This window comes from Shinella sp. WSD5-1 (genome assembly GCF_963942435.1).
Lineage (GTDB): Bacteria > Pseudomonadota > Alphaproteobacteria > Rhizobiales > Rhizobiaceae > Shinella > Shinella yambaruensis.
Genome location: NZ_OZ012596.1, coordinates 2,154,255 through 2,174,306, shown reverse-complemented (window position 1 = coordinate 2,174,306; position 20,052 = coordinate 2,154,255). Strand labels below are relative to the sequence as shown.

The 20,052-nt window shown below is 65.8% G+C and carries 19 protein-coding genes; 11 read left to right on the top strand and 8 right to left on the bottom strand.

Features of this window, described 5'->3' with window-relative positions:
- Positions 1-3: 3 nt before the first annotated feature.
- The 6 genes from AABQ55_RS10580 to fabD form a co-directional block, all read right to left on the bottom strand.
- Positions 4-891, bottom strand: a complete 888-nt coding sequence (locus AABQ55_RS10580) for a YicC/YloC family endoribonuclease (RefSeq protein WP_272804981.1) — start codon at positions 889-891, stop codon at positions 4-6.
- A gap of 240 nt (positions 892-1,131) precedes the next feature.
- Positions 1,132-2,313 (bottom strand): endolytic transglycosylase MltG, encoded by a 1,182-nt coding sequence (mltG, locus tag AABQ55_RS10575; protein ID WP_244765975.1) that lies wholly within the window; start codon positions 2,311-2,313, stop codon positions 1,132-1,134.
- 235 nt (positions 2,314-2,548) lie between these two features.
- On the bottom strand, positions 2,549-3,808 hold the full coding sequence (gene fabF, locus AABQ55_RS10570) for a beta-ketoacyl-ACP synthase II (protein WP_272804980.1): 1,260 nt from the start codon (positions 3,806-3,808) through the stop codon (positions 2,549-2,551).
- 106 nt (positions 3,809-3,914) lie between these two features.
- Positions 3,915-4,151 carry an acyl carrier protein gene (locus tag AABQ55_RS10565; protein ID WP_003531676.1) on the bottom strand — a complete coding sequence of 79 codons (237 nt, stop codon included), beginning with the start codon at positions 4,149-4,151 and terminating at the stop codon, positions 3,915-3,917.
- Positions 4,152-4,458: 307 nt separating this feature from the next.
- Positions 4,459-5,196, bottom strand: a complete 738-nt coding sequence (fabG, locus tag AABQ55_RS10560) for a 3-oxoacyl-[acyl-carrier-protein] reductase (protein WP_244765977.1) — start codon at positions 5,194-5,196, stop codon at positions 4,459-4,461.
- Positions 5,197-5,313: 117 nt separating this feature from the next.
- The gene (gene fabD / locus AABQ55_RS10555) at positions 5,314-6,258 is read right to left on the bottom strand and encodes an ACP S-malonyltransferase (RefSeq protein ID WP_272804979.1); all 945 of its coding nucleotides are present in this window, start codon (positions 6,256-6,258) and stop codon (positions 5,314-5,316) included.
- A gap of 193 nt (positions 6,259-6,451) precedes the next feature.
- Here fabD and AABQ55_RS10550 point away from each other — a divergent pair, with 193 nt between their 5' ends.
- On the top strand, positions 6,452-7,495 hold the full coding sequence (locus AABQ55_RS10550; protein ID WP_272804978.1) for an aldo/keto reductase: 1,044 nt from the start codon (positions 6,452-6,454) through the stop codon (positions 7,493-7,495).
- Between the two features lie 117 nt (positions 7,496-7,612).
- On the opposite strand, the gene AABQ55_RS10545 is transcribed toward AABQ55_RS10550, so the two are convergent.
- Positions 7,613-7,915, bottom strand: coding sequence for a hypothetical protein (locus AABQ55_RS10545; protein ID WP_272804977.1), 303 nt, complete (start codon positions 7,913-7,915; stop codon positions 7,613-7,615).
- Between the two features lie 424 nt (positions 7,916-8,339).
- Here AABQ55_RS10545 and rpsF point away from each other — a divergent pair, with 424 nt between their 5' ends.
- The 6 genes from rpsF to AABQ55_RS10515 all read left to right on the top strand — a co-directional run bounded on the left by rpsF (position 8,340) and on the right by AABQ55_RS10515 (position 14,046).
- Entirely contained in the window at positions 8,340-8,792 is a 453-nt protein-coding gene (rpsF, locus tag AABQ55_RS10540; protein WP_023515802.1) for a 30S ribosomal protein S6, read from the top strand.
- A 24-nt stretch (positions 8,793-8,816) separates the two neighbouring features.
- Positions 8,817-9,065, top strand: a complete 249-nt coding sequence (gene rpsR, locus AABQ55_RS10535; RefSeq protein WP_023515801.1) for a 30S ribosomal protein S18 — start codon at positions 8,817-8,819, stop codon at positions 9,063-9,065.
- 212 nt (positions 9,066-9,277) lie between these two features.
- Positions 9,278-10,252: a YybS family protein gene (locus AABQ55_RS10530; protein ID WP_245082793.1), complete on the top strand. Its 975-nt coding sequence runs from the start codon at positions 9,278-9,280 to the stop codon at positions 10,250-10,252.
- Positions 10,253-10,272: 20 nt separating this feature from the next.
- Positions 10,273-10,848 carry a 50S ribosomal protein L9 gene (gene rplI / locus AABQ55_RS10525; RefSeq protein WP_245082791.1) on the top strand — a complete coding sequence of 192 codons (576 nt, stop codon included), beginning with the start codon at positions 10,273-10,275 and terminating at the stop codon, positions 10,846-10,848.
- A gap of 224 nt (positions 10,849-11,072) precedes the next feature.
- Positions 11,073-12,359, top strand: a complete 1,287-nt coding sequence (locus tag AABQ55_RS10520; protein WP_245082789.1) for an SAM-dependent methyltransferase — start codon at positions 11,073-11,075, stop codon at positions 12,357-12,359.
- 187 nt (positions 12,360-12,546) lie between these two features.
- Entirely contained in the window at positions 12,547-14,046 is a 1,500-nt protein-coding gene (locus AABQ55_RS10515) for a replicative DNA helicase (protein WP_245082787.1), read from the top strand.
- A 157-nt stretch (positions 14,047-14,203) separates the two neighbouring features.
- Here the strand turns inward: AABQ55_RS10515 and AABQ55_RS10510 are convergent, their stop codons facing one another.
- Positions 14,204-14,806, bottom strand: a complete 603-nt coding sequence (locus AABQ55_RS10510; RefSeq protein ID WP_272804976.1) for a hypothetical protein — start codon at positions 14,804-14,806, stop codon at positions 14,204-14,206.
- A 104-nt stretch (positions 14,807-14,910) separates the two neighbouring features.
- Between AABQ55_RS10510 and alr the strand changes: the two genes are divergently transcribed.
- From alr to purF, 4 genes are all read left to right on the top strand, one after another.
- Positions 14,911-16,080: an alanine racemase gene (gene alr / locus AABQ55_RS10505; RefSeq protein WP_272804975.1), complete on the top strand. Its 1,170-nt coding sequence runs from the start codon at positions 14,911-14,913 to the stop codon at positions 16,078-16,080.
- 122 nt (positions 16,081-16,202) lie between these two features.
- On the top strand, positions 16,203-17,606 hold the full coding sequence (gene radA, locus AABQ55_RS10500; protein WP_245082781.1) for a DNA repair protein RadA: 1,404 nt from the start codon (positions 16,203-16,205) through the stop codon (positions 17,604-17,606).
- Between the two features lie 143 nt (positions 17,607-17,749).
- On the top strand, positions 17,750-18,358 hold the full coding sequence (locus AABQ55_RS10495) for a CvpA family protein (protein WP_272804974.1): 609 nt from the start codon (positions 17,750-17,752) through the stop codon (positions 18,356-18,358).
- 194 nt (positions 18,359-18,552) lie between these two features.
- The gene (purF, locus tag AABQ55_RS10490) at positions 18,553-20,046 is read left to right on the top strand and encodes an amidophosphoribosyltransferase (protein ID WP_245082771.1); all 1,494 of its coding nucleotides are present in this window, start codon (positions 18,553-18,555) and stop codon (positions 20,044-20,046) included.
- Positions 20,047-20,052: the final 6 nt, after the last annotated feature.

Genomic DNA, 20,052 nt, shown 5'->3' with positions numbered 1-20,052 from the left:
GGCCTACTCCAGATTCTGGACCTGTTCCCTGAACTGGTCGATGACGACCTTCAGTTCGATACCCGCAGCCGTTACAGCAGCGGCGTTCGACTTGGAACAGATCGTATTCGATTCCCGGTTAAATTCCTGTGCGAGAAAATCGAGCTTGCGGCCGATCGGCCCGCCTTCGGCGATCAGCTCGCGCGCCGCCGCGACATGCGCCTTCAGCCGGTCGATCTCCTCGCGCAGATCCGCCTTGGTGGCGATCAGCGCCGCTTCCTGGTGCAGGCGGTCGCGGTCGAGCGCCGTCGTTCCCTGCAGGAGCATGGCGACCTGCGCGGAAAGCCGCTCGGCAATGGCGAAGACGCTGCGCGAGGGATCGGCCTCGACGGTTGCCGTCAGCGCCTCGATGCGGGCGATCTGGCCGAGCAGCACCCCGGCGAGCGCCACCCCTTCCTTGCGGCGCATCTCGGCAAGACAGCGGATCGCCTCGGACAGCCCCGCGCGGATATCGGCGTCGCGCGCCGCGCGCTCGGCCTCGCTCTCGTCCGCCTCGCGGAAATCGACGACGCCGCGCACGGCAAGCAGCGTGTCGAGCTTGAGCGGCGCCGGATCGACCATGCCGGCCAGCTGTTCGCGCAGCGCCAGCACGGCGGCAAGCGCGCCCTGGTTCACCACCGCCTCGACCTGCGCCTCGCTGACGCTCACGGAAAGCCCGATCTGGAGATTGCCGCGCGCAAGCGTTTCGCCGGCAAGGCGCCGCACGTCGCCCTCCAGCGCCTCGAAGCCGGGCGGCAGCCGCAGCCTGATGTCCAGGCCCTTGCCATTGACCGAGCGCAGCTCCCACGCCCAGCGCGTACGCCCGCTGGTTCCCTCGACCCGCGCAAAACCGGTCATCGATTGCAATGTCATGTCGTCCTCCAGTGGCGCCCGGCGACGGCAGGTCGAACCGGAAGGCGGGGCAGCCGAAACGCGCGGCGCGCGCGCAAAACCGTCCCCCAAAGTGGAGCAGTTTCACGGGGTTGGGAACGGGGCAGCGTCTGGAACGGTGCGCGATCCACATCAAAGGTGAAGATAAGCCGGGCAGAAGCCTCTTGAAAAGCAAAAGGCCCCGGAAATGCCGGGGCCTTTTGCAGGGAATGGCGGGCGTTCCTACTGCGACCCCGCGGCTTCCGCCTCTTTCGCGGCCTCGGCCGCCTTCTCCGCCTCCAGCTTGCGCCAGCGGCGGACGTTCTGGTTGTGCTCTTCGAGCGTCTCGGCAAAGACATGGCCGCCGGTGCCGTCGGCGACGAAGTAGAGGTCCGGCGTGCGCGAGGGGTTGGCGACCGCCTCCAGGGCGGCCCGGCCCGGATTGGCGATCGGCGTCGGCGGCAGGCCCTTGATGATATAGGTGTTGAACGGCGTCTGCTTTTCCAGATCCGACTGGAAGATCGGGCGGTTGGCCGGCTTGCCGTCGCCGCCGAAGATGCCGTAGATGATCGTCGGGTCGGATTGCAGGCGCATGCCCTTGTCCAGGCGGTTGAGGAAGACCGAGGCGACGCGCGGCCGCTCGTCGGCCCGGCCCGTCTCCTTCTCGACGATCGAGGCGAGCGTGACGAATTCCTCGCGCGTGGCGATCGGCAGATCGTCGTCGCGGCGCTCCCATATCTGGTCGATCAGCGCCTTCTGCGCGTCCTGCATCTGGTGGAGGATATCGGCGCGCTTGGTGCCGCGCGAGAACTTGTAGGTGTCGGGCATCAGCGAGCCCTCGACCGGCAGGTCCGCCGGCAGGTCGCCTTCGAGCACGGGATCGTCCTGCAGGCGCTTGAAGACCTGCTTGACCGTCAGCCCCTCCGGCACGGAGACGCTATAGAGGATCGACTTGCCGGATTTCAGGAGCTCGACGATCTCGCGCATCGTCGCGCCGGCCTTGATCTCGTATTCGCCGGCCTTCAGCGTCTCGCCGTCGAGATAGATGCGCGAGAGCACGCGGAAGACGCGGCTGTCGGTGATGATGTTGTTGCGCTCGAGATTGGCCGCGATCTCGTTCGTGCCGGCGCCGGCGCGCACGATGAAGTTCGTGTTGGCCGTCAGCGGGCCGGGCTCCTCATAGCTCTTCACGCCGTAGTAGAAGATGCCGATGCCAATGATCGTCGCGAAGACGACCACGGTCATGACGAAGTTCAGGAAGATGACGATCTGGCTGCGCGCCTTGCGCGAGCGCCGCCGGCTCGGCGGCTGCGGCACCTGCTCCGGCCGAAGGGCCTCGCTGGCGGATTTGGGGATGATGCGCGACTGGCCGGAGGCCTCGCCGCGGCCAAACTGCGTCTCGCCGGGTTCGTTCGTGTCGCTCACGGACTGTCCTCATGTTCGGGCATTGCTCGATGCTATCGATCAGAGCAATACGGCAAAAGCGGGATGAACCCGCTGCATATCGATGATCCGAGCCTCCCCCCTCATCCGGCCCTTCGGGCCACCGTCTCCCCGCGGGGGAGAAGGGAGGGAGGATGCGACGTTTCGGTTCTCCCCTTCCCCCCGCGGGGAGAAGGTGCCGGCAGGCGGATGAGAGGGCTTGCCGGCGGAAGGATGGTCAGGCGTAGCGCTTGAGAACCAGCGACGCGTTCGTCCCGCCGAAGCCGAACGAATTGGACAGCGCCACGTTGATCTCGCGCTTGCGGGCCTTGTGCGGCACCAGGTCGATCGCCGTCTCGACGTCGGGATTGTCGAGGTTCAGCGTCGGCGGGGCGATATTGTCACGAATCGCCAGCGCGGTGAAGATCGCCTCGACCGCACCGGCGGCCCCCAGGAGATGGCCGATCGCCGACTTGGTGGACGACATGGAGATGCGCGAGGCGGCATCGCCGACAAGGCGTTCCACCGCGCCGAGCTCGATCGTGTCGGCCATGGTGGAGGTGCCGTGCGCGTTGATGTAGTCGAGCTCGCTCGCCGGGATGCCGGCGCGCTTCAGCGCCATCTGCATGCAGCGATAGGCGCCGTCGCCGTCCTCGGACGGGGCGGTGATGTGATAGGCGTCGCCGGAAAGGCCGTAGCCGACCACTTCCGCATAGATCTTCGCGCCGCGCGCCTTGGCGTGTTCCAGCTCCTCCAGGACGACGATGCCGGCGCCCTCGCCCATGACGAAGCCGTCGCGGTCGCGATCATAGGGGCGCGAGGCGGCGGTCGGGTCGTCGTTGCGGGCGGTGGAGAGTGCCTTGCAGGCGGAGAAGCCGGCAAGCGCGATGCGGCAGATCGGCGATTCGGCGCCGCCCGCCACCATGACGTCGGCATCGCCGAGCGCAATCAGACGGCTGGCATCGCCGATGGCGTGCGCGCCCGTCGAACAGGCCGTGACGACGGAATGGTTCGGGCCGCGCAGCTTGTGCTTGATGGAGACCTGGCCGGAGGCGAGGTTGATCAGGCGGCCGGGAATGAAGAAGGGCGAGACGCGGCGCGGGCCCTTGTCGCGCAGCGTGTAGCCGGCCTCCACGATACCGTCGAGGCCGCCGATGCCGGAGCCGATGAGCACGCCGGTGGCGATCTGGTCCTCGTCGGTCTTCGGGTGCCAGCCGGCATCGGCCAGCGCCATGTCGGCCGCGGCGACGGCATAGACGATGAAGGGATCGACCTTGCGCTGTTCCTTGGGCTCCATCCACTGGTCGGCATTGTAGGTGCCGTCGGAACCATCGCCGAGCGGAATGGAGCAGGCGATCTTTGCGGGAAGGTCCTCGACCTCGAAGGTGGTTACCCTGGCGGCACCGCTGCGGCCTTCGAGAAGCCGGCTCCAGGTAACTTCGGTGCCACAGCCAAGCGGGGATACCATGCCGGTACCCGTGATAACGACACGCCTCATCGTCCGTGATCCACCCTTATGTATTCTATGTCTATTGCTCCAGGAGGAGGTGTGGTCCCGGCGGGACCGGGACGGGCCGCCCGAAGGCGGCCCGCCGGAATTCAGATCAGGCCTGGGCCTTCTCGATGAACTTGACGGCGTCGCCGACCGTCAGGATCGAGTCGGCGGCATCGTCCGGGATCTCGACGCCGAATTCTTCTTCGAACGCCATGACCAGTTCGACGGTGTCGAGCGAGTCCGCGCCAAGATCATCGATGAAGCTTGCGCCTTCGCTGACCTTTTCGGCGTCAACGCCCAGATGATCAATGACAATTTTCTTTACGCGTTCTGCGATATCGCTCATGTCGGATTCCTCGACCTTTGTTTTTGATCGGCGCCTGTCACGGCACCGGACACTCAACACGCCCGATGTGCCTCAAGAACACATCCGGCAATCCCTTCAACCGGGCCATTCAACTGGCAATGCGGCATCGGCGATATTGTTGCATACCGCCCGATCGCTCTGGCATTTACCGGTCGACTGCTGACAGTCATGGCCCGATTAACACGGTTTAAGTCTGCCGCAAAGTCCGAAAATGCCCGGTACGCCAGCGGTCAACATGCTATTCATGCTGCAACGCCGGACACTTGGGCCGGGCACCTGGCCTTCGTCAGATCATCGCCATGCCGCCGTTCACATGCAGCGTCTGGCCCGTCATGTAGGAGGCTTCCGACGAGGCGAGATAGGCGACGGCGGAGGCGACTTCCGCGCCGGTGCCCATGCGCTTCATCGGGATGGCGCCCATGATCGCCTCCTTCTGCTTGTCGTTCAGCTTGCCGGTCATGGCGCTTTCGATGAAACCGGGGGCGACGCAGTTGACGGTGACGTTACGCGTCGCGATCTCCTGTGCCAGCGACTTGGTGAAGCCGATCATGCCGGCCTTGGAGGCGCAGTAGTTCGCCTGGCCCGGATTGCCGGTGACGCCGACGACGGAGGTGATGTTGATGATGCGGCCGTAGCGGCGGCGCATCATCGGGTGGGTGAGCTCGCGCGTCAGGCGGAAGACGGCCGTGAGGTTGACTTCCAGAACCGCATCCCAGTCGTCGTCGCTCATGCGCACGAACAGGCCGTCCTTGGTGATGCCGGCATTGTTGACGAGGATGTCGACGCCGCCGAGCTCGGCCTCGGCCTTCTCGCCGAGCGCCTTGACCTCGGCGCGGTCGGAAAGGTTGGCCGGGAAGATGTGGACGCGCTCGCCGAGTTCATTGGCCAGCGTTTCCAGCTTCTCGACGCGCGTGCCGTGCAGGCCGACGGTGGCGCCCTGGGCATGGAGGATGCGGGCGATCTCCTCGCCGATGCCGCCGGAAGCGCCGGTAACGAGAGCCTTGCGGCCGGAAAGATCAAACATGGGGTGGTCCTCTTCTGGAGCGAATAGGGCAGGGAGTCGGGAATTAGGCAGTAGGAATTAGGCAGTAGGTTTGTGGCGGGCTGGAGGTCGGCTTTCAGTCCCCTACTGCCTACTTCCTCATCCAATGAGCGCCGCAAGCGCGCTGTCGATATCGGCGGGCGTGTTGATGGCGATGCCGGTGACGGACTTGTCGATGCGGCGGGCAAGGCCGGTCAGCACCTTGCCGGAGCCGACTTCGTAAAGCGTGGTGACGTTGTTTGCGGCGAACCATTCGACCGTCTCGCGCCAGCGCACCTGGCCGGTGACCTGCTCGACGAGCAGGCGGACGATCTCGTCGGGGTCGCTCACCGGCGCGGCGCGGACATTGGCAACGACCGGCACGACCGGCGCCTTCGCCGAAACGCCTGCCAGCGCCTCGCGCATGGCATCGGCGGCCGGGCCCATCAGGGCGGAATGGAACGGAGCGGAGACGGAGAGCATCAGCGCGCGCTTGGCGCCCTTTTCCGTCGCGAGCCGCGCGGCGACCTCGACGGCCGGCTTGGAGCCGGAGATGACGAGCTGGCCGCCGCCATTGTCGTTGGCGATCTGGCAGCTGCCGCCGGTGGAGGCTTCCTTGCAGATGGCTTCGACATCCGCCTGTTCCAGGCCGATGATGGCAGCCATGGCGCCCTCGCCCACCGGCACGGCGGACTGCATGGCATTGCCGCGGATGCGCAGGAGCCGCGCGGTATCGGCCAGCGAGAAGGTCCCGGCGGCACAGAGCGCCGAATATTCGCCGAGCGAATGGCCGGCGACATAGGAGACCTGGTCCTTCAGCGACAGGCCGCGCGCCTCGAGCACGCGCATGACGGCGATAGACACGGCCATCAGCGCCGGCTGGGCGTTCGCCGTCAGCGTCAGCGTCTCTTCCGGTCCCTCGAACATGATGGCGGAAAGCTTCTGGCCGAGGGCCTCGTCGACCTCCGCGAAAACGGCGCGCGCCTCCGGAAAGGTTTCGGCGAGATCCTTGCCCATGCCGACGGCCTGGCTGCCCTGGCCGGGGAAGGTGAATGCTACGCTCATAGGGGTCTCTCCCGTCTCATGTTTTCTTTTCCATTCACATTCCGGCACGGCGAGTCAAGGCGTGCGCCGGGCCTCCGCCGTCCCGAAGCCGGCATTTCCAAGGCCTTCGCACAGGGAAAAGGCGCTTTCCGTCTTGCGCTTCGCGGGAAGCCGCCTACAGTCGCGCCGTTTCCACAACAGGATTTCTCCTCCCATGAAATACAATCCGCTTGGCCGGACCGGCATCAGCGTGTCGGAGATCTGCCTCGGCACGATGACCTGGGGTTCGCAGAACAGCGAGAAGGACGCGCACGACCAGCTCGACTATGCGTTCGCCCAGGGCGTGAACTTTATCGATACGGCCGAACTCTACCCGACGACCCCGCTTTCCGCCGAGACCTACGGCGATACCGAACGCTTCATCGGGACCTGGCTGCAGGCGCGCGGCAACCGCGACCGGGTCGTCCTCGCCACCAAGGTCGCCGGCCCCGGCCGCCCCTATATCCGCGGCGGCGCGCCGATGAGCCGCGCCAGCATCCTTTCGGCGATCGACGGCAGCCTCCAGCGCCTGAAGACCGACTATGTCGACCTCTATCAGCTGCACTGGCCGAACCGCGGGCACTATCATTTCCGCAATGCCTGGAGCTACGACCCGTCGAAGCAGGATCGCGAGAAGGCCGCCGCCGAACTGACGGAGGCCCTCGACACCGTCGGTGAGCTCGTCAAGGCCGGCAAGGTGCGGGCACTCGGGCTTTCCAACGAGACGGCCTGGGGCACGATGCAGTTCCTGAAGCGCGCCGAGGAAAAGGGCCTGCCCCGCGTCGCCTCGATCCAGAACGAATACAACCTGCTCTACCGGGCCTACGACCTCGACCTTGCCGAGGTCTCGCACCACGAGGATATCGGCCTTCTCGCCTATTCGCCGCTCGCCGCGGGGCTCCTGACCGGCAAATATCTCGACGGCGCCCGGCCGGAGGGCTCGCGCCTGACGAAGAACGGCGACCTCGGCGGCCGCTACCAGCCGCTGCAGGAGCCGGCCGTGCGCGCCTACGTGGACCTTGCGAAGGAGCACGGGCTCGACCCCGCCCAGATGGCCCTCGCCTTCTGCCTGACGCGGCCCTTCATGGCCTCCGTCATCATCGGCGCGACGACGATGGAGCAGTTGAAGACGGATATCGGCGCTGCGGAGGTCACGCTCCCGCCCGACGTGCTGAACGGCATCCGCCGCATCCACCGGCTCTATCCCGCGCCGATGTGACGCGAGCGCCTGCCCCGTAAAGCACGGGAGTGCCGAGCACCTACCCGGCAGGCTCGACCAAAGATCAAAAAACCCGCCGTTTCCGGCGGGTTTTTCGTTTGCCCCATGCGGGTGACGTTACGGGTTTGTGGTGGTTGCACCACCCTCGGCACCGCCAGCGTCCGGCTGGCTTTCCAGCGGCTGCGTGCCGGTGGCACCGCCCGCCTGGCCATCCGTGGCCGTGCCGCCGGCGGGCGCCGTATCCGTCGTGCCGATGGCCGACGTGTTGGCGTTCGGGTCGACGTCGTCACCCGGCGTTCCGCTGCCGACGAAATAGAAGATGCCCACCGCGACGAGGACTGCGAGGATCACGGCGACGGCCCAGCCGCCCGTACCGCTCCCGCCGCTCTGGTTCACGACGGTCGGTCCGCGGTCATCCACCGGACGCGTCGTACGATCTTCCGGGGGACGATTGACAAGGTTCGGGTCTTGCATTTCGGTCACTCCATCTGGTTGGATCGGGATGAACAACGCGGCGTCTCGATTTTGGTTCCCGCCCTGTCGCAAAACGAGGCAGCGCGCATTTCCGGCCCGGGATCCTGTATTTGGCCCCGGGTCTTGCTTTCGGCCGGAAAATCCGTATAAGGCGCGCTGTTCAACACACCCGGTCAATCGGCTGGTGGCTGAACGGAGGGCCGGCGATCCGAAAGACCGCCGTTTGGAGCCAAGGGCTCCGGCCTCCCGTGTCTCCGCTCTCGACCGTCTGGATTAACGCTTTTCTTGCTTCGGCTTCTTGAAGCCCTTGGGAACTGTCGTTGAGGCTTGGCGCCGGTTTCGGGTGTAAACGCAAGAAAGGCAAAGCCACATGGCTCTTTACGAACATGTCTTCCTGGCCCGCCAGGACGTGTCCGCCCAGCAGGTCGACGCTCTCGTCGAACAGTACAAGGGTGTAATCGAATCGCTCGGCGGCAAGGTCGGCCGGGTCGAGAACTGGGGCCTCAAGTCCCTCACCTACCGCATCAAGAAGAACCGCAAGGCGCACTACGCGCTGATGGACATCGACGCTCCTGCCGCCGCCATCCACGAGATGGAACGCCAGATGCGCATCAACGAAGACGTTCTTCGTTACATGACCATCGCCGTGGAAGCCCACGAGGAAGGCCCGTCGGCCATGATGCAGAAGCGCGACCGCGACGACCGTCCGCGTCGTGATGGCGACGACCGCGGCCCGCGCCGCGATTTCGGCGACCGTCCGCGCCGCGACTTCGGCGACCGCCCGCCGCGTGGCGACCGTCCGGCTCGCGAAGACCGCGCGTAATCGAAGCAGAAGGAGTTTATTACAATGGCTGATGTTTCTTCCGCTCCGGCACGCCGTCCGTTCCACCGCCGCCGCAAGACCTGCCCCTTCTCGGGCGCGAACGCTCCGAAGATCGACTACAAGGACGTCCGTCTCCTGTCGCGCTACATTTCCGAGCGCGGCAAGATCGTCCCGTCCCGCATCACGGCCGTTTCCCAGAAGAAGCAGCGCGAACTCGCCAAGGCGATCAAGCGCGCCCGCTTCCTCGGCCTGCTGCCCTACGTCGTAGCGTAAGGACGTTACTCTGCGGCCTGACTCGACGTCGGGCCGGGATGCTTGACTCAAGGGGAAGACGGTCCGCCGCCTTCCCCATTTCCCTTCCGCGTTGGGCGCGGATCGGAGCCGCCGACCTTGAAAGAGGTCAAAATCCCATGTTGGGGAGACGGTCCTGAACAGGTTTGTCAGGAAACTCCTCTAACTGTCTGACCGGACAGGACAGCGAAGCCGTGAAGACCCTGACGCCGACATCGATTGCGACCGGCCTGATTGCCGGTGTGACCGCCGCTCTGCTTTCGCTGAGCGCGAATGCGCAGTCGACTCTCGCGATCGTGCTTTACGCCGCGTCCGCCCTTCCCATTCTCATTGCCGGCCTAGGCTGGGGCAATGCCAGCGCGCTGATCGCCGTCCTTGCCGGCGGTGCGACCGCCTCCATGCTGGTCTCCTCGCATTTCGCGCTTCTGATCGTCATCATTACGCTGATCCCGGCCGGCTGGCTTTCCAACCTCGCGAACCTCGCCCGTCCCGCCTCCGAACTCGGCGGCCCGGAAGACGCGCTCGCCTGGTATCCCCTGTCCAACATCCTCGCGCATCTCGCCGTCATGGTCACGCTCGGCATGATCGCCGTCGGTGCGATCGTCGGCTACGACAGCGCCATGGCGAGCCAGCTCGTCGACATCGTCATCCAGACGCTGAAGGCGCAGGAGCCGCTCTACAACCCCGACGCCGCCGCCGTCGCGCAGCTGAAGGCCATCTTCGCGCTGGCCCTGCCGCTGGTGCAGGGCGCGCTCTGGGTCTTCCTGCTGTTTGCGGCCTATTACATCGCGACCTTCATCGTGCGCGTCTCCGGCCGGGGCCTTCGCCCGCGCGAGGACATGCCCTCGACGCTGCGCATGCACCGCAACGCGATCTTCTTCTTCCTCGCCGGCCTTGTCCTCGCCTTCATGGGCGGCGTGCCGGCGATCATCGGCGCGCTCGTCTGCGGTACCTTCGGGGCCGGTTTCGTGCTTGCCGGCTTCGCGAGCCTGCACTTCAGGACGCGCGGCAAGCCGTGGCGGCTGTTTGCCCTGTGGTTCGCCTATCTCTCGGTATTGCTCTTCACGATACCGGTCTTCGCCATCCTCATTCTGGGCCTGATGGACACGCGGCGCACCATCGCGCTGACGCCCGCCGGCCCGGCAGAGAAGAAAAACCAGAACACCTGACATTCAGAAAGGAACTCGAAATGGACGTCATTCTCCTCGAACGCATCGCCAAGCTTGGCCAGATGGGCGAAACCGTGAAGGTTCGCGACGGCTTTGCCCGTAACTACCTGCTGCCGCTCGGCAAGGCGCTGCGCGCCAACGAAGCCAACAAGAAGCGCTTCGAATCCGAGCGTGCGACGCTCGAAGCCCGCAACCTCGAGCGCAAGTCGGAAGCCCAGTCGGTCGCCGAGAAGCTCGACGGCAAGTCCTTCGTCATCGTCCGCTCCGCCGGCGAAACCGGCCAGCTCTACGGCTCGGTCGCTGCCCGCGACATCATCGAGGCACTGGCTGCCGAAGGCTTCAACGTCGGCCGCAACCAGGTCGAGCTCAACACCCCGATCAAGGCGATCGGCCTGCACAAGGTCGTCCTGCACCTGCATGCCGAAGTCGAGATCACCATCGAAATCAACGTCGCCCGCTCCGCCGACGAAGCCGAGCGCCAGGCAAAGGGCGAAAGCCTGACCTCCGCCGACGCCATCTACGGCGTGGACGAGGACGCCCTGAAGCCGGAAGACTTCTTCGATCCGGAAGCCGACGGCGAAGACGACGAAGCCTGATATCGGATGTGGGCCGGCCCTGCCGGCTCCCCAATTGACAGCCTGACGGGCCGGCTCTGCCGGCCCGTTGTTTTTTCGATGGCCAAAAAGCACGGCTTGAAATCCGGCTTTTCACATCAATATTTATAGGTCGTTAGACTGGATTGGCGGTCGGGCCGCTTCCCAGGCCGGTTTCCGACCAGACCCGTTCCGCCAGATTTTTTAAGCGCGACGGAGTTTAGCGAATGAAATTCATTGTACAGGCTCTCGTTTCCCGCCTCGTCGAGACTGGAAATCTGACGATCACCTATCCGGACGGCACCCGCCAGCGCTTCGGCGACGGCACCGGAAACCCCGTCCATATGCGTCTCAACACGAAGAAAGCGGTCTGGGGCCTTGCCTTCGACCCTGCCTATTATCTCGGGCACCATTATGGCACCGGCGATATCGACATCGTGGAGGGCGACATCTACGGCCTCCTGAAGACCGTCTTTACCGGCAATCCCGACTTCAAATATTACGACAGCCGCTGGAACCGTCTCCTGGAGCGGGTGCGCTATCTCTTCCGCTGGGCGCGGGAGAAGAACAGCATCGTGCGCTCGCGCAGGAACGTCCAGCACCACTATGACCTCACCGGCGCGCTCTACGACCTCTTCCTCGATCAGGACCGGCAATATTCCTGCGCCTATTTCGAGCGGCCGGACCAGACGCTCGACGAGGCGCAGCTCGCCAAGAAGCGCCACATCGCGGCCAAGCTCAACATCAACCGCCCGGGCCAGAGCGTGCTCGACATCGGCAGCGGCTGGGGCGGCATGGCGCTCTACCTCGCCCGCCAGCTCGGCGCCAAGGTGACGGGCGTGACGCTCTCCGACGAACAGCACGCCCTTTCGGAAAAGCGGGCGCGCGAGGCCGGATTGACGGGCGAGGTGAACTTCCTGCTGCAGGATTACCGCAACACGGAAGGTCCGTTCGACCGCATCGTGTCCGTGGGCATGTTCGAGCATGTCGGCCGGCCGAACTATCTCACCTTCTTCAGGAAGAGCGCCGCGCTCCTGAAGCGGGACGGCGTGATGCTGCTGCACACGATCGGCCGCACGGATCGCCCCTCGGCCAACAATCCTTTCATCGAGAAGTACATCTTCCCCGGCGGCTATATCCCGGCCCTCTCGGAGGTCATGCAGGCTGTGGAAAAGAGCGGCCTTGCCGTGACGGACGTGGAGATCCTGCGCCTGCATTATGCCGAAACGCTGCGCCATTGGCGGGAACGCTTCATGGCCCGGCGCGAGGAGGCAAAGGCGCTCTACGACGAGAAGTTCTGCCGGATCTGGGAGTTCTATCTCGCCGCCTCCGAGAGCGCCTTCCGCTGGCAGAACCTCGTCGTCTTCCAGCTCCAGCTGGCGCACGACCAGCAGGCCGTGCCGCTGACGCGCGAATATATCGGGCGCGGCGAGGATTGCCTCAAGGCGCATGAAGGCAATCCGAAGGGCGAACGGCGCGGCGCGCGGCAATTCCCCCAGGAGGCCTCGCTCTGAGATTCGGAAGCGGTGTCAACCGAAAGCCAGCAGGCCCGGCGGAATCCGGGCTTGCTGTGTCCCTGCCGCCTGTGGAAAAGTCTAAGACCGGGCTTAATGGACGGGGTGAGTCGGAAGCGCTTGACCCCCGGCGGCAAAGCAACCAAACCAGCGGCCTTCGCAAACAGGGATGGGGAGATTCGGGACGATGAACGACGCCGTGCGCAAGCTCAGCCAGGCCGGCCGCGACAATGCGGAGCTGCATCACCGCGAGGCGCCCAGCAACATCGAGGCGGAGCAGGCGCTGCTCGGCGCGATCCTCGTCAACAACGATGCCTATTACCGCGTCTCGGACTTCCTGAAGCCCATGCACTTCAACGAGCCGCTGCACCGCAAGATCTACGAGCTTGCCGGCGACACGATCCGCATGGGCAAGATCGCGACGACGATCACGCTGAAGACGCACCTGCCGGCCGACGGCAAGGTGGGGGATCTCACGATCCCGCAATATCTCGCGCGCCTTGCCGCCGAGGCCGTGACGATCATCAACGCGGAGGACTATGGCCGGGCGATCTACGACCTGGCGCTGCGCCGCTCGCTGATCAATATCGGCGAGGACATGGTCAACATCGCCTATGACGCGCCGCTCGACATGCCGCCGCAGACCCAGATCGAGGATGCCGAACGGCGCCTGTTCGAGCTGGCCGAGACGGGCCGCTACGACGGCGGCTTCCAGTCCTTCAACGATGCCGTCGCGCTGGCGATCGACATGGCCGGCGCCGCCTTCGAGCGTGACGGCTCGCTGTCGGGCATCTCGACCGGCATCCACTCGCTCGACGCCCGCATGGGCGGCCTGCAGCGTTCGGACCTGATCGTGCTCGCCGGCCGTCCCGGCATGGGCAAGACCTCGCTTGCCACCAACATCGCCTACAACATCGCCGCCGCCTATGAGCCGGAAGTCCAGGCGGACGGCTCGTTCAAGGCGAAGAACGGCGGCGTCGTCGGCTTCTACTCGCTCGAAATGTCCTCCGAGCAGCTCGCCACCCGCATCATCTCCGAGCAGACGGAAGTCTCGTCCTCAAAGATCCGCCGCGGCGACATTTCCGAGGCCGACTTCGAAAAGCTCGTCGCCTGCAGCCAAATGATGCAGAAGGTCCCGCTCTATATCGACCAGACCGGCGGCATCTCCATCGCCCAGCTCTCCGCCCGCGCGCGGCGCCTGAAGCGCCAGCGCGGCCTAGATTGCCTGGTGGTGGACTATATCCAGCTGATGACCGGCTCCGGCAAATCGAGCGACAACCGCGTGCAGGAGATCACCCAGATCACCACGGGCCTGAAAGCGCTCGGCAAGGAGCTGAACGTGCCGATCATCGCGCTCTCCCAGCTTTCCCGTCAGGTGGAAAGCCGCGAGGACAAGCGCCCGCAGCTCTCCGACCTTCGCGAATCGGGCTCGATCGAGCAGGACGCCGACGTGGTGCTCTTCGTGTTCCGCGAGGAATATTACGTGAAGAACTTGGAGCCGCGCGACGAGTTCGACCCGAAATACGAAGAATGGAAGATGCAGTTCGAGAAGGTGAAGGGCACGGCGGACGTCATCATCGCCAAGCAGCGCCACGGACCGACCGGCACGGTGAAACTCGCCTTCCAGTCGGAATACACCCGCTTCACCGACCTCGCCGACCCGTCCTTCAGCCAGTACGAGCACTGACGGACGGGGCGCTTGCCCCTCACCCCGCAAGCGGGGAGAGGGGACCTGCCCCACGAGCGGTCATTGATCGGGGAAACCGGCACAGGCACATCCTCTTCCCCGTTTACGGGGAGAAGATGGCCGGCAGGCCGGATGAGGGGCGTTTCCCTGTCGCCCGTCACTTCCCTTCGAAGGCCGGGGCCTTGCAGAAGTCCGCCACGATGGCCAGCACCTGCCGGCCGCGTGCCTTCTGCTCCTCGTCCATCATCGGCAGATCCAGCCTGTCCGTGCAGGTTTCGTCCGCGGCATCGCTCCTGCCGGAGAGCGACAGGCGGCTCGAACAGTAAAGTCCCGCTCCGGTCAGCACGACCTGCTCCGCTTCGGGCGAAGCGAGCGGAACAGGCCTGGCCTCCGCGATCATGTCGTCGACGGAGGCATAGGCGATGGCCGTCGTCACGCGGCTGAGGTCGATGAGGCCGATCGTCAGCGTCGCCCATCTTTCCGGGAACTGCAGGGCGGAGATCGTGCGGGCGCGGCAGGGCGCGCCGGAGACTTCCAGCCGCGTCACCAGCCGCGGCGCGTTGGGATTGTCGACGATCGAATAGTAGATGTCCGCGCCGGCCTCGCGCACCGGCGCCACGCCGTCCTGGGCAAGGCCGAGCAGCACGGCATGCGCCTCGCGCATGCCGGCATCCGTGGGAGCGTCCTGCGCCGCCGCCGAGGCCTGGCCCGCAAGGACGGTCGCCATCGCTCCCAAGGCCGCCTTCATCCCTCCCCGCATGATGCTCTCCCTTTCGGCGCGGCACCATAGAGGCGGCCCCGCCCCGCGGCAATGCGGCAGGCGAGCGTATTGCCGCCATGGTCCACAGGCTGTATTTCAGGAAGATGAGCACGCACCACACGCACGCCCGATCCACCCTGCCCGTCGCCGGCGAGGACCATGCCCGCCTGACCATCGACCTTTCGGCACTTGCCGACAACTGGCGCGCGATGGCGCGGCGCTCGGGCGCCGCCCGCACCGCCGCGGTGCTGAAGGCCGACGCCTACGGCATCGGGCTGGAGCCGGCCGCCAGGACCTTTCACATGGCGGGCGCGCGCGACTTCTTCGTCGCCACGCCTACGGAAGGCGCGGCGCTGCGCGCCGTATTGCCGGATGTGCGCCTCTATGTGCTGTCGGGCATGTGGGCCGGTTCCGAGCGGCTGTTCTTCGAATTCGACCTCGTGCCCGTCATCGCCTCGGAGGAACAGCTCGCCGTCTTCATGGCCGCCGTTTCCGACGGACGCGACCATCCCTGCGTGCTGCATGTCGATACCGGCATGAGCCGGCTCGGCCTGCGCGTTGAGGATGCGCTGGCGCTTGCCGGCGACGTCGCGCGGCCGGCGAGCTTTTCGCCGATCATGCTGCTCAGCCACCTCGCCTGCGCGGATGACCCGAACCACCCGCTCAACCGCCAGCAGCTCCAGCGTTTCCGCACCGCCGTCGACGCCTTCGACGGCATCGATGCGACGCTCGCCAACTCGGCCGGCATCTTCCTCGGCGAGGACTATCACTTCACCCTCACCCGCCCCGGCATTTCGCTCTATGGCGGGGCGGCCGTCAACGACGTGCCGAACCCGATGAAACCCGTCGTCACCGCCGAGGCGCGCATCCTGCAGGTGCGCGAGGCGAAGGCCGGCGAAAGCGTCAGCTACGGCGCCACCACCGTCTTTTCCCGCGACACGCGCATCGCCGTCGCCGCGGTCGGCTATGCGGACGGCTACATGCGGGCGCTTTCCGGCTCCGGCGTGCCGCTGCGCAAGACGAACATCCCGGGCGCCAGCGGCGTGCTGCACGGCCGCATGGTGCCGCTGATCGGCCGCGTCACCATGGACCTCACGCATTTCGACGTGACGGACCTGCCGCAGGGCAGCGTCCGGGCCGGCGATTTCATCGAGCTCTTCGGCCGCAACATGCCCATCGAGGACGTGGCCCGCGCCGGCGGCACGATCGACTACGAACTCCTGACCAGCCTCGGCAGCCGCTACGAACGGCGCTACGAGGCCGCGAAAAAATAGGACACGTTCCTGTTTTGTGCTAATGGCTTGCGGAGCGATTCCCAAAGCAGTTCCAAGAAGAGGGCGAAGCGGTTTTCCGCCCGGGATTGCGTCAGACACAGCATTTCGCAAAGCGAGACCCGATGGCGAAAGCCCGCACCCAATTCGTCTGCCAGAACTGCGGCACCGCGCATTCCCGCTGGGTCGGGAAATGCGAGGGCTGCGGCGAGTGGAACACCGTCGTCGAGGAAGACCCGATGGGCGGCATCGGCTCCGGCCCCGGCAAGGTGCCGAAGAAGGGCCGGCCCGTCGCGCTGACCGCCCTGTCGGGCGAAATCGAGGAGGCGCCGCGCATCCACACCGGCATCGGCGAACTCGACCGGGCGACCGGCGGCGGTTTCGTGCGCGGCTCGGCCGTCCTGATCGGCGGCGATCCCGGCATCGGCAAGTCGACCCTCCTCATGCAGGCCGCCGCCGCCCTCTCCCGCCGCGGCCACCGCATCATCTACGTCTCGGGCGAAGAGGCGGTGGCGCAGGTGCGCCTGCGCGCCCAGCGCCTGCAGGCCGCCGAGACCGACGTGCTGCTCGCCGCCGAGACCAATGTCGAGGACATCCTCGCCACCGTCGGCGAAGGCAAGCGGCCGGACCTCGTCATCATCGATTCGATCCAGACGCTGTGGAGCGATACAGCCGAGGCCGCGCCCGGGACAGTGACGCAGGTGCGCACCGGCGTGCAGGCGATGATCCGCTTCGCCAAGCAGACCGGCGCCGCCATGGTGCTGGTCGGCCATGTCACCAAGGAGGGACAGATCGCCGGCCCGCGCGTCGTCGAGCACATGGTCGACGCCGTGCTCTATTTCGAGGGCGACCGCGGCCACCACTACCGCATCCTGCGCACGGTCAAGAACCGCTTCGGCCCGACGGACGAGATCGGCGTCTTCGAAATGTCCGACAAGGGCCTGCGCGAGGTCTCCAACCCCTCCGAGCTCTTCCTCGGCGAGCGCAATGCCAAATCGCCGGGTGCCGCTGTCTTCGCCGGCATGGAGGGCACACGGCCGGTGCTGGTCGAGGTGCAGGCGCTCGTCGCCCCAACCTCGCTCGGCACGCCGCGCCGGGCGGTCGTCGGCTGGGATTCGGCGCGGCTCTCGATGATCCTCGCCGTGCTGGAGGCCCATTGCGGCGTCCGGCTCGGGCAGCACGACGTCTACCTCAACGTGGCGGGCGGCTATCGCATCTCGGAACCGGCGGCGGACCTTGCTGTCGCCTCGGCGCTGGTTTCCTCGCTTGCCGGTCTTGCCCTTCCGGCCGATTGCGTCTATTTCGGCGAAGTCAGCCTGTCGGGCGCCATTCGCCCGGTGGCGCACACCGCCCAGCGCCTCAAGGAGGCGGAAAAGCTGGGTTTTTCGCAGGCCGTGCTCCCTGCCGGCTCCGCCGATCTGCCCAAGGGCGCCGGCGGCCGCTGGAACGAGATAGACAGCCTGCCGGATCTGGTGGCGCGCATTGCCGGATCGAAAAGCGCCCTGAAGCGGGAGGACGAGGACGTTTGACGCCCCGGCGGTCGACAAAGCCTTGTGGGAAACATGGGGCGGCATCGCGCCGAACTGAGACGACGGACACGCCTTCCGCTAAGGTGCCCCCCGCTTGAGCGGTACGGGGCCCGACGACATTTCGGGTTTGGAGTAGGACGAACATGCCCATCACAATTCTCGACGGTATCGTCATCGGCGTCGCGCTGTTCTCCGCCGTGCTGGCGATGGTGCGCGGCTTCTCGCGCGAGGTGCTTTCCGTCGCCAGCTGGGTGGGTGCCGCGGCAGCCGCCTATTTCCTCTATCCGGTCCTCCTGCCCTATGCGAAGGACTATACGACGAGCGACACGGTCGCGATGGTCGGCTCGGCCGCCGCCGTCTTCCTCGTCGCGCTCATCGTGATCTCCTTCATCACCATGCGGATTGCCGATTTCATCATCGACAGCCGCATCGGCGCGCTCGACCGCACGCTCGGCTTCCTGTTCGGCGCGGCCCGCGGCATCCTGCTCGTCGTCGTCGCCATGCTGTTCTTCAACTGGCTGGTCGCCCCGCAGCAGCAGCCCTCCTGGGTCACCACGGCGAAGTCCAAGCCGCTGCTCGACAATCTCGGCTCGCGCCTCGTGGCGCTCCTGCCGGAGGACGCCGACGCGACGATCCTCGACCGCCTGCGCGGCAAGCCGGCCGAGGGCGAAGGCGGCACGGAGGATCCGGACGGCGCCACCGGCGGCACGAACCAGACGCCCGCCGAAGAGACGCCCGCCACAAACGGATGACAAGCGATCAGGGGAGCCGACACTCGCGAGAAATGGCGAAGGCAGGCTCCCCGATTTTTTGATAGGATAGATCATCAGCCACTGACGCTTCCGGGCCTCGGTGGCAAATGCTTTCGGCAATGCCCATATGGGCCTTGCCGAACGACCCAGAACCCCGTGCAACCTCTTACGGTCCCGAGCAAAGGCTTGCAGCAATGAGCGACTTCCAGTTTCCCGGCCGCCACGACGACGATCTCGACGGCGACACGCTTCACGAGGAGTGCGGCGTCTTCGGCATTCTCGGCCATCCGGAAGCCGCGACGCTGACGGCGCTCGGCCTGCACGCGCTGCAGCACCGTGGCCAGGAAGCCGCCGGCATCGTCTCCTTCGACGGCAAGCAGTTCCACACGGAAAAGCATATGGGCCTTGTCGGCGACCACTATACGAACCCGGTGACGCTCGCAAAGCTCCCCGGCAACATGGCGATCGGCCACACCCGCTATTCCACCACCGGGGAAGTGGCGCTGCGCAACGTACAGCCGCTCTTTGCAGAACTGGAAGTCGGCGGCATCGCCGTCGCCCATAACGGCAACTTCACCAACGGCCTGACGCTGCGCCGGCAGATCATCGCCGGCGGCGCGATCTGTCAGTCGACCTCGGACACGGAGGTCGTGCTCCACCTCATCGCCCGCTCGCGCTACACCTCCACGACGGACCGCTTCATCGACGCCATCCGCCAGATGGAAGGCGGCTATTCGATGCTCGGCATCACCCGCACCAAGCTGATCGCCGCGCGCGACCCCACGGGCATCCGCCCGCTCGTCATGGGCGAGCTCGACGGCAAGCCGATCTTCGCCTCGGAAACCTGCGCGCTCGACATCATCGGCGCGAAATACATCCGTGACGTCGAGAACGGCGAGATCATCGTCTGCGAGATCCAGCCGGACGGCTCGATCACCATCGAGGCCAAGAAATCGGGCAACCCGCAGCCGGAGCGCCTCTGCCTCTTCGAATATGTCTATTTCGCCCGCCCCGATTCCGTCGTCGGCGGCCGCTCGGTCTATGTGGCGCGCAAGAACATGGGCATGAACCTTGCCAAGGAGCACCCGGTCGAGGGCGACGTCGTCGTTCCGGTGCCGGACGGCGGCACGCCCGCCGCGCTCGGCTATGCGCAGGAGAGCGGCATCCCGTTCGAATACGGCATCATCCGCAACCACTATGTGGGCCGCACCTTCATCGAGCCAACGCAGCAGATCCGCGCCTTCGGCGTCAAGCTGAAGCACTCGGCCAACCGCGCGATGATCGCCGGCAAGCGCGTCATCCTCGTCGACGATTCGATCGTGCGCGGCACGACGTCGCTGAAGATCGTGCAGATGATCCGCGATGCGGGCGCGAAGGAAGTGCATATCCGCGTCGCCAGCCCGATGATCTTCTACCCCGACTTCTACGGCATCGACACGCCCGACCGGGACAAGCTGCTCGCCAACCAGTACAACGACGTCAAGGCGATGGCGAAGTATATCGGCGCGGATTCGCTGGAATTCCTCTCCATCGACGGGCTCTACCGCGCCGTCGGCGGCGAGGACCGCAACCCGGCCCGTCCGCAGTTCACCGACCACTACTTCACCGGCGACTATCCGACGCGCCTCCTTGACAAGGAAGGCGAGACGATGGGACGGAAGGTCTCGGTTCTGGCAAGCAACGGATAATTGAAG

What these genes read in the sequence shown, in the direction of transcription:
- AABQ55_RS10580 (WP_272804981.1), bottom strand. Translation starts at nt 891, where the DNA reads ATGACATTGCAATCGATGACCGGTTTTGCGCGGGTCGAGGGAACCAGC.
- fabF (WP_272804980.1), bottom strand. Translation starts at nt 3,808, where the DNA reads ATGAGGCGTGTCGTTATCACGGGTACCGGCATGGTATCCCCGCTTGGC.
- AABQ55_RS10565 (WP_003531676.1), bottom strand. Translation starts at nt 4,151, where the DNA reads ATGAGCGATATCGCAGAACGCGTAAAGAAAATTGTCATTGATCATCTG.
- fabG (WP_244765977.1), bottom strand. Translation starts at nt 5,196, where the DNA reads ATGTTTGATCTTTCCGGCCGCAAGGCTCTCGTTACCGGCGCTTCCGGC.
- fabD (WP_272804979.1), bottom strand. Translation starts at nt 6,258, where the DNA reads ATGAGCGTAGCATTCACCTTCCCCGGCCAGGGCAGCCAGGCCGTCGGC.
- AABQ55_RS10550 (WP_272804978.1), top strand. Translation starts at nt 6,452, where the DNA reads ATGAAATACAATCCGCTTGGCCGGACCGGCATCAGCGTGTCGGAGATC.
- rpsF (WP_023515802.1), top strand. Translation starts at nt 8,340, where the DNA reads ATGGCTCTTTACGAACATGTCTTCCTGGCCCGCCAGGACGTGTCCGCC.
- rpsR (WP_023515801.1), top strand. Translation starts at nt 8,817, where the DNA reads ATGGCTGATGTTTCTTCCGCTCCGGCACGCCGTCCGTTCCACCGCCGC.
- rplI (WP_245082791.1), top strand. Translation starts at nt 10,273, where the DNA reads ATGGACGTCATTCTCCTCGAACGCATCGCCAAGCTTGGCCAGATGGGC.
- AABQ55_RS10520 (WP_245082789.1), top strand. Translation starts at nt 11,073, where the DNA reads ATGAAATTCATTGTACAGGCTCTCGTTTCCCGCCTCGTCGAGACTGGA.
- AABQ55_RS10515 (WP_245082787.1), top strand. Translation starts at nt 12,547, where the DNA reads ATGAACGACGCCGTGCGCAAGCTCAGCCAGGCCGGCCGCGACAATGCG.
- AABQ55_RS10510 (WP_272804976.1), bottom strand. Translation starts at nt 14,806, where the DNA reads ATGCGGGGAGGGATGAAGGCGGCCTTGGGAGCGATGGCGACCGTCCTT.
- alr (WP_272804975.1), top strand. Translation starts at nt 14,911, where the DNA reads ATGAGCACGCACCACACGCACGCCCGATCCACCCTGCCCGTCGCCGGC.
- radA (WP_245082781.1), top strand. Translation starts at nt 16,203, where the DNA reads ATGGCGAAAGCCCGCACCCAATTCGTCTGCCAGAACTGCGGCACCGCG.
- AABQ55_RS10495 (WP_272804974.1), top strand. Translation starts at nt 17,750, where the DNA reads ATGCCCATCACAATTCTCGACGGTATCGTCATCGGCGTCGCGCTGTTC.
- purF (WP_245082771.1), top strand. Translation starts at nt 18,553, where the DNA reads ATGAGCGACTTCCAGTTTCCCGGCCGCCACGACGACGATCTCGACGGC.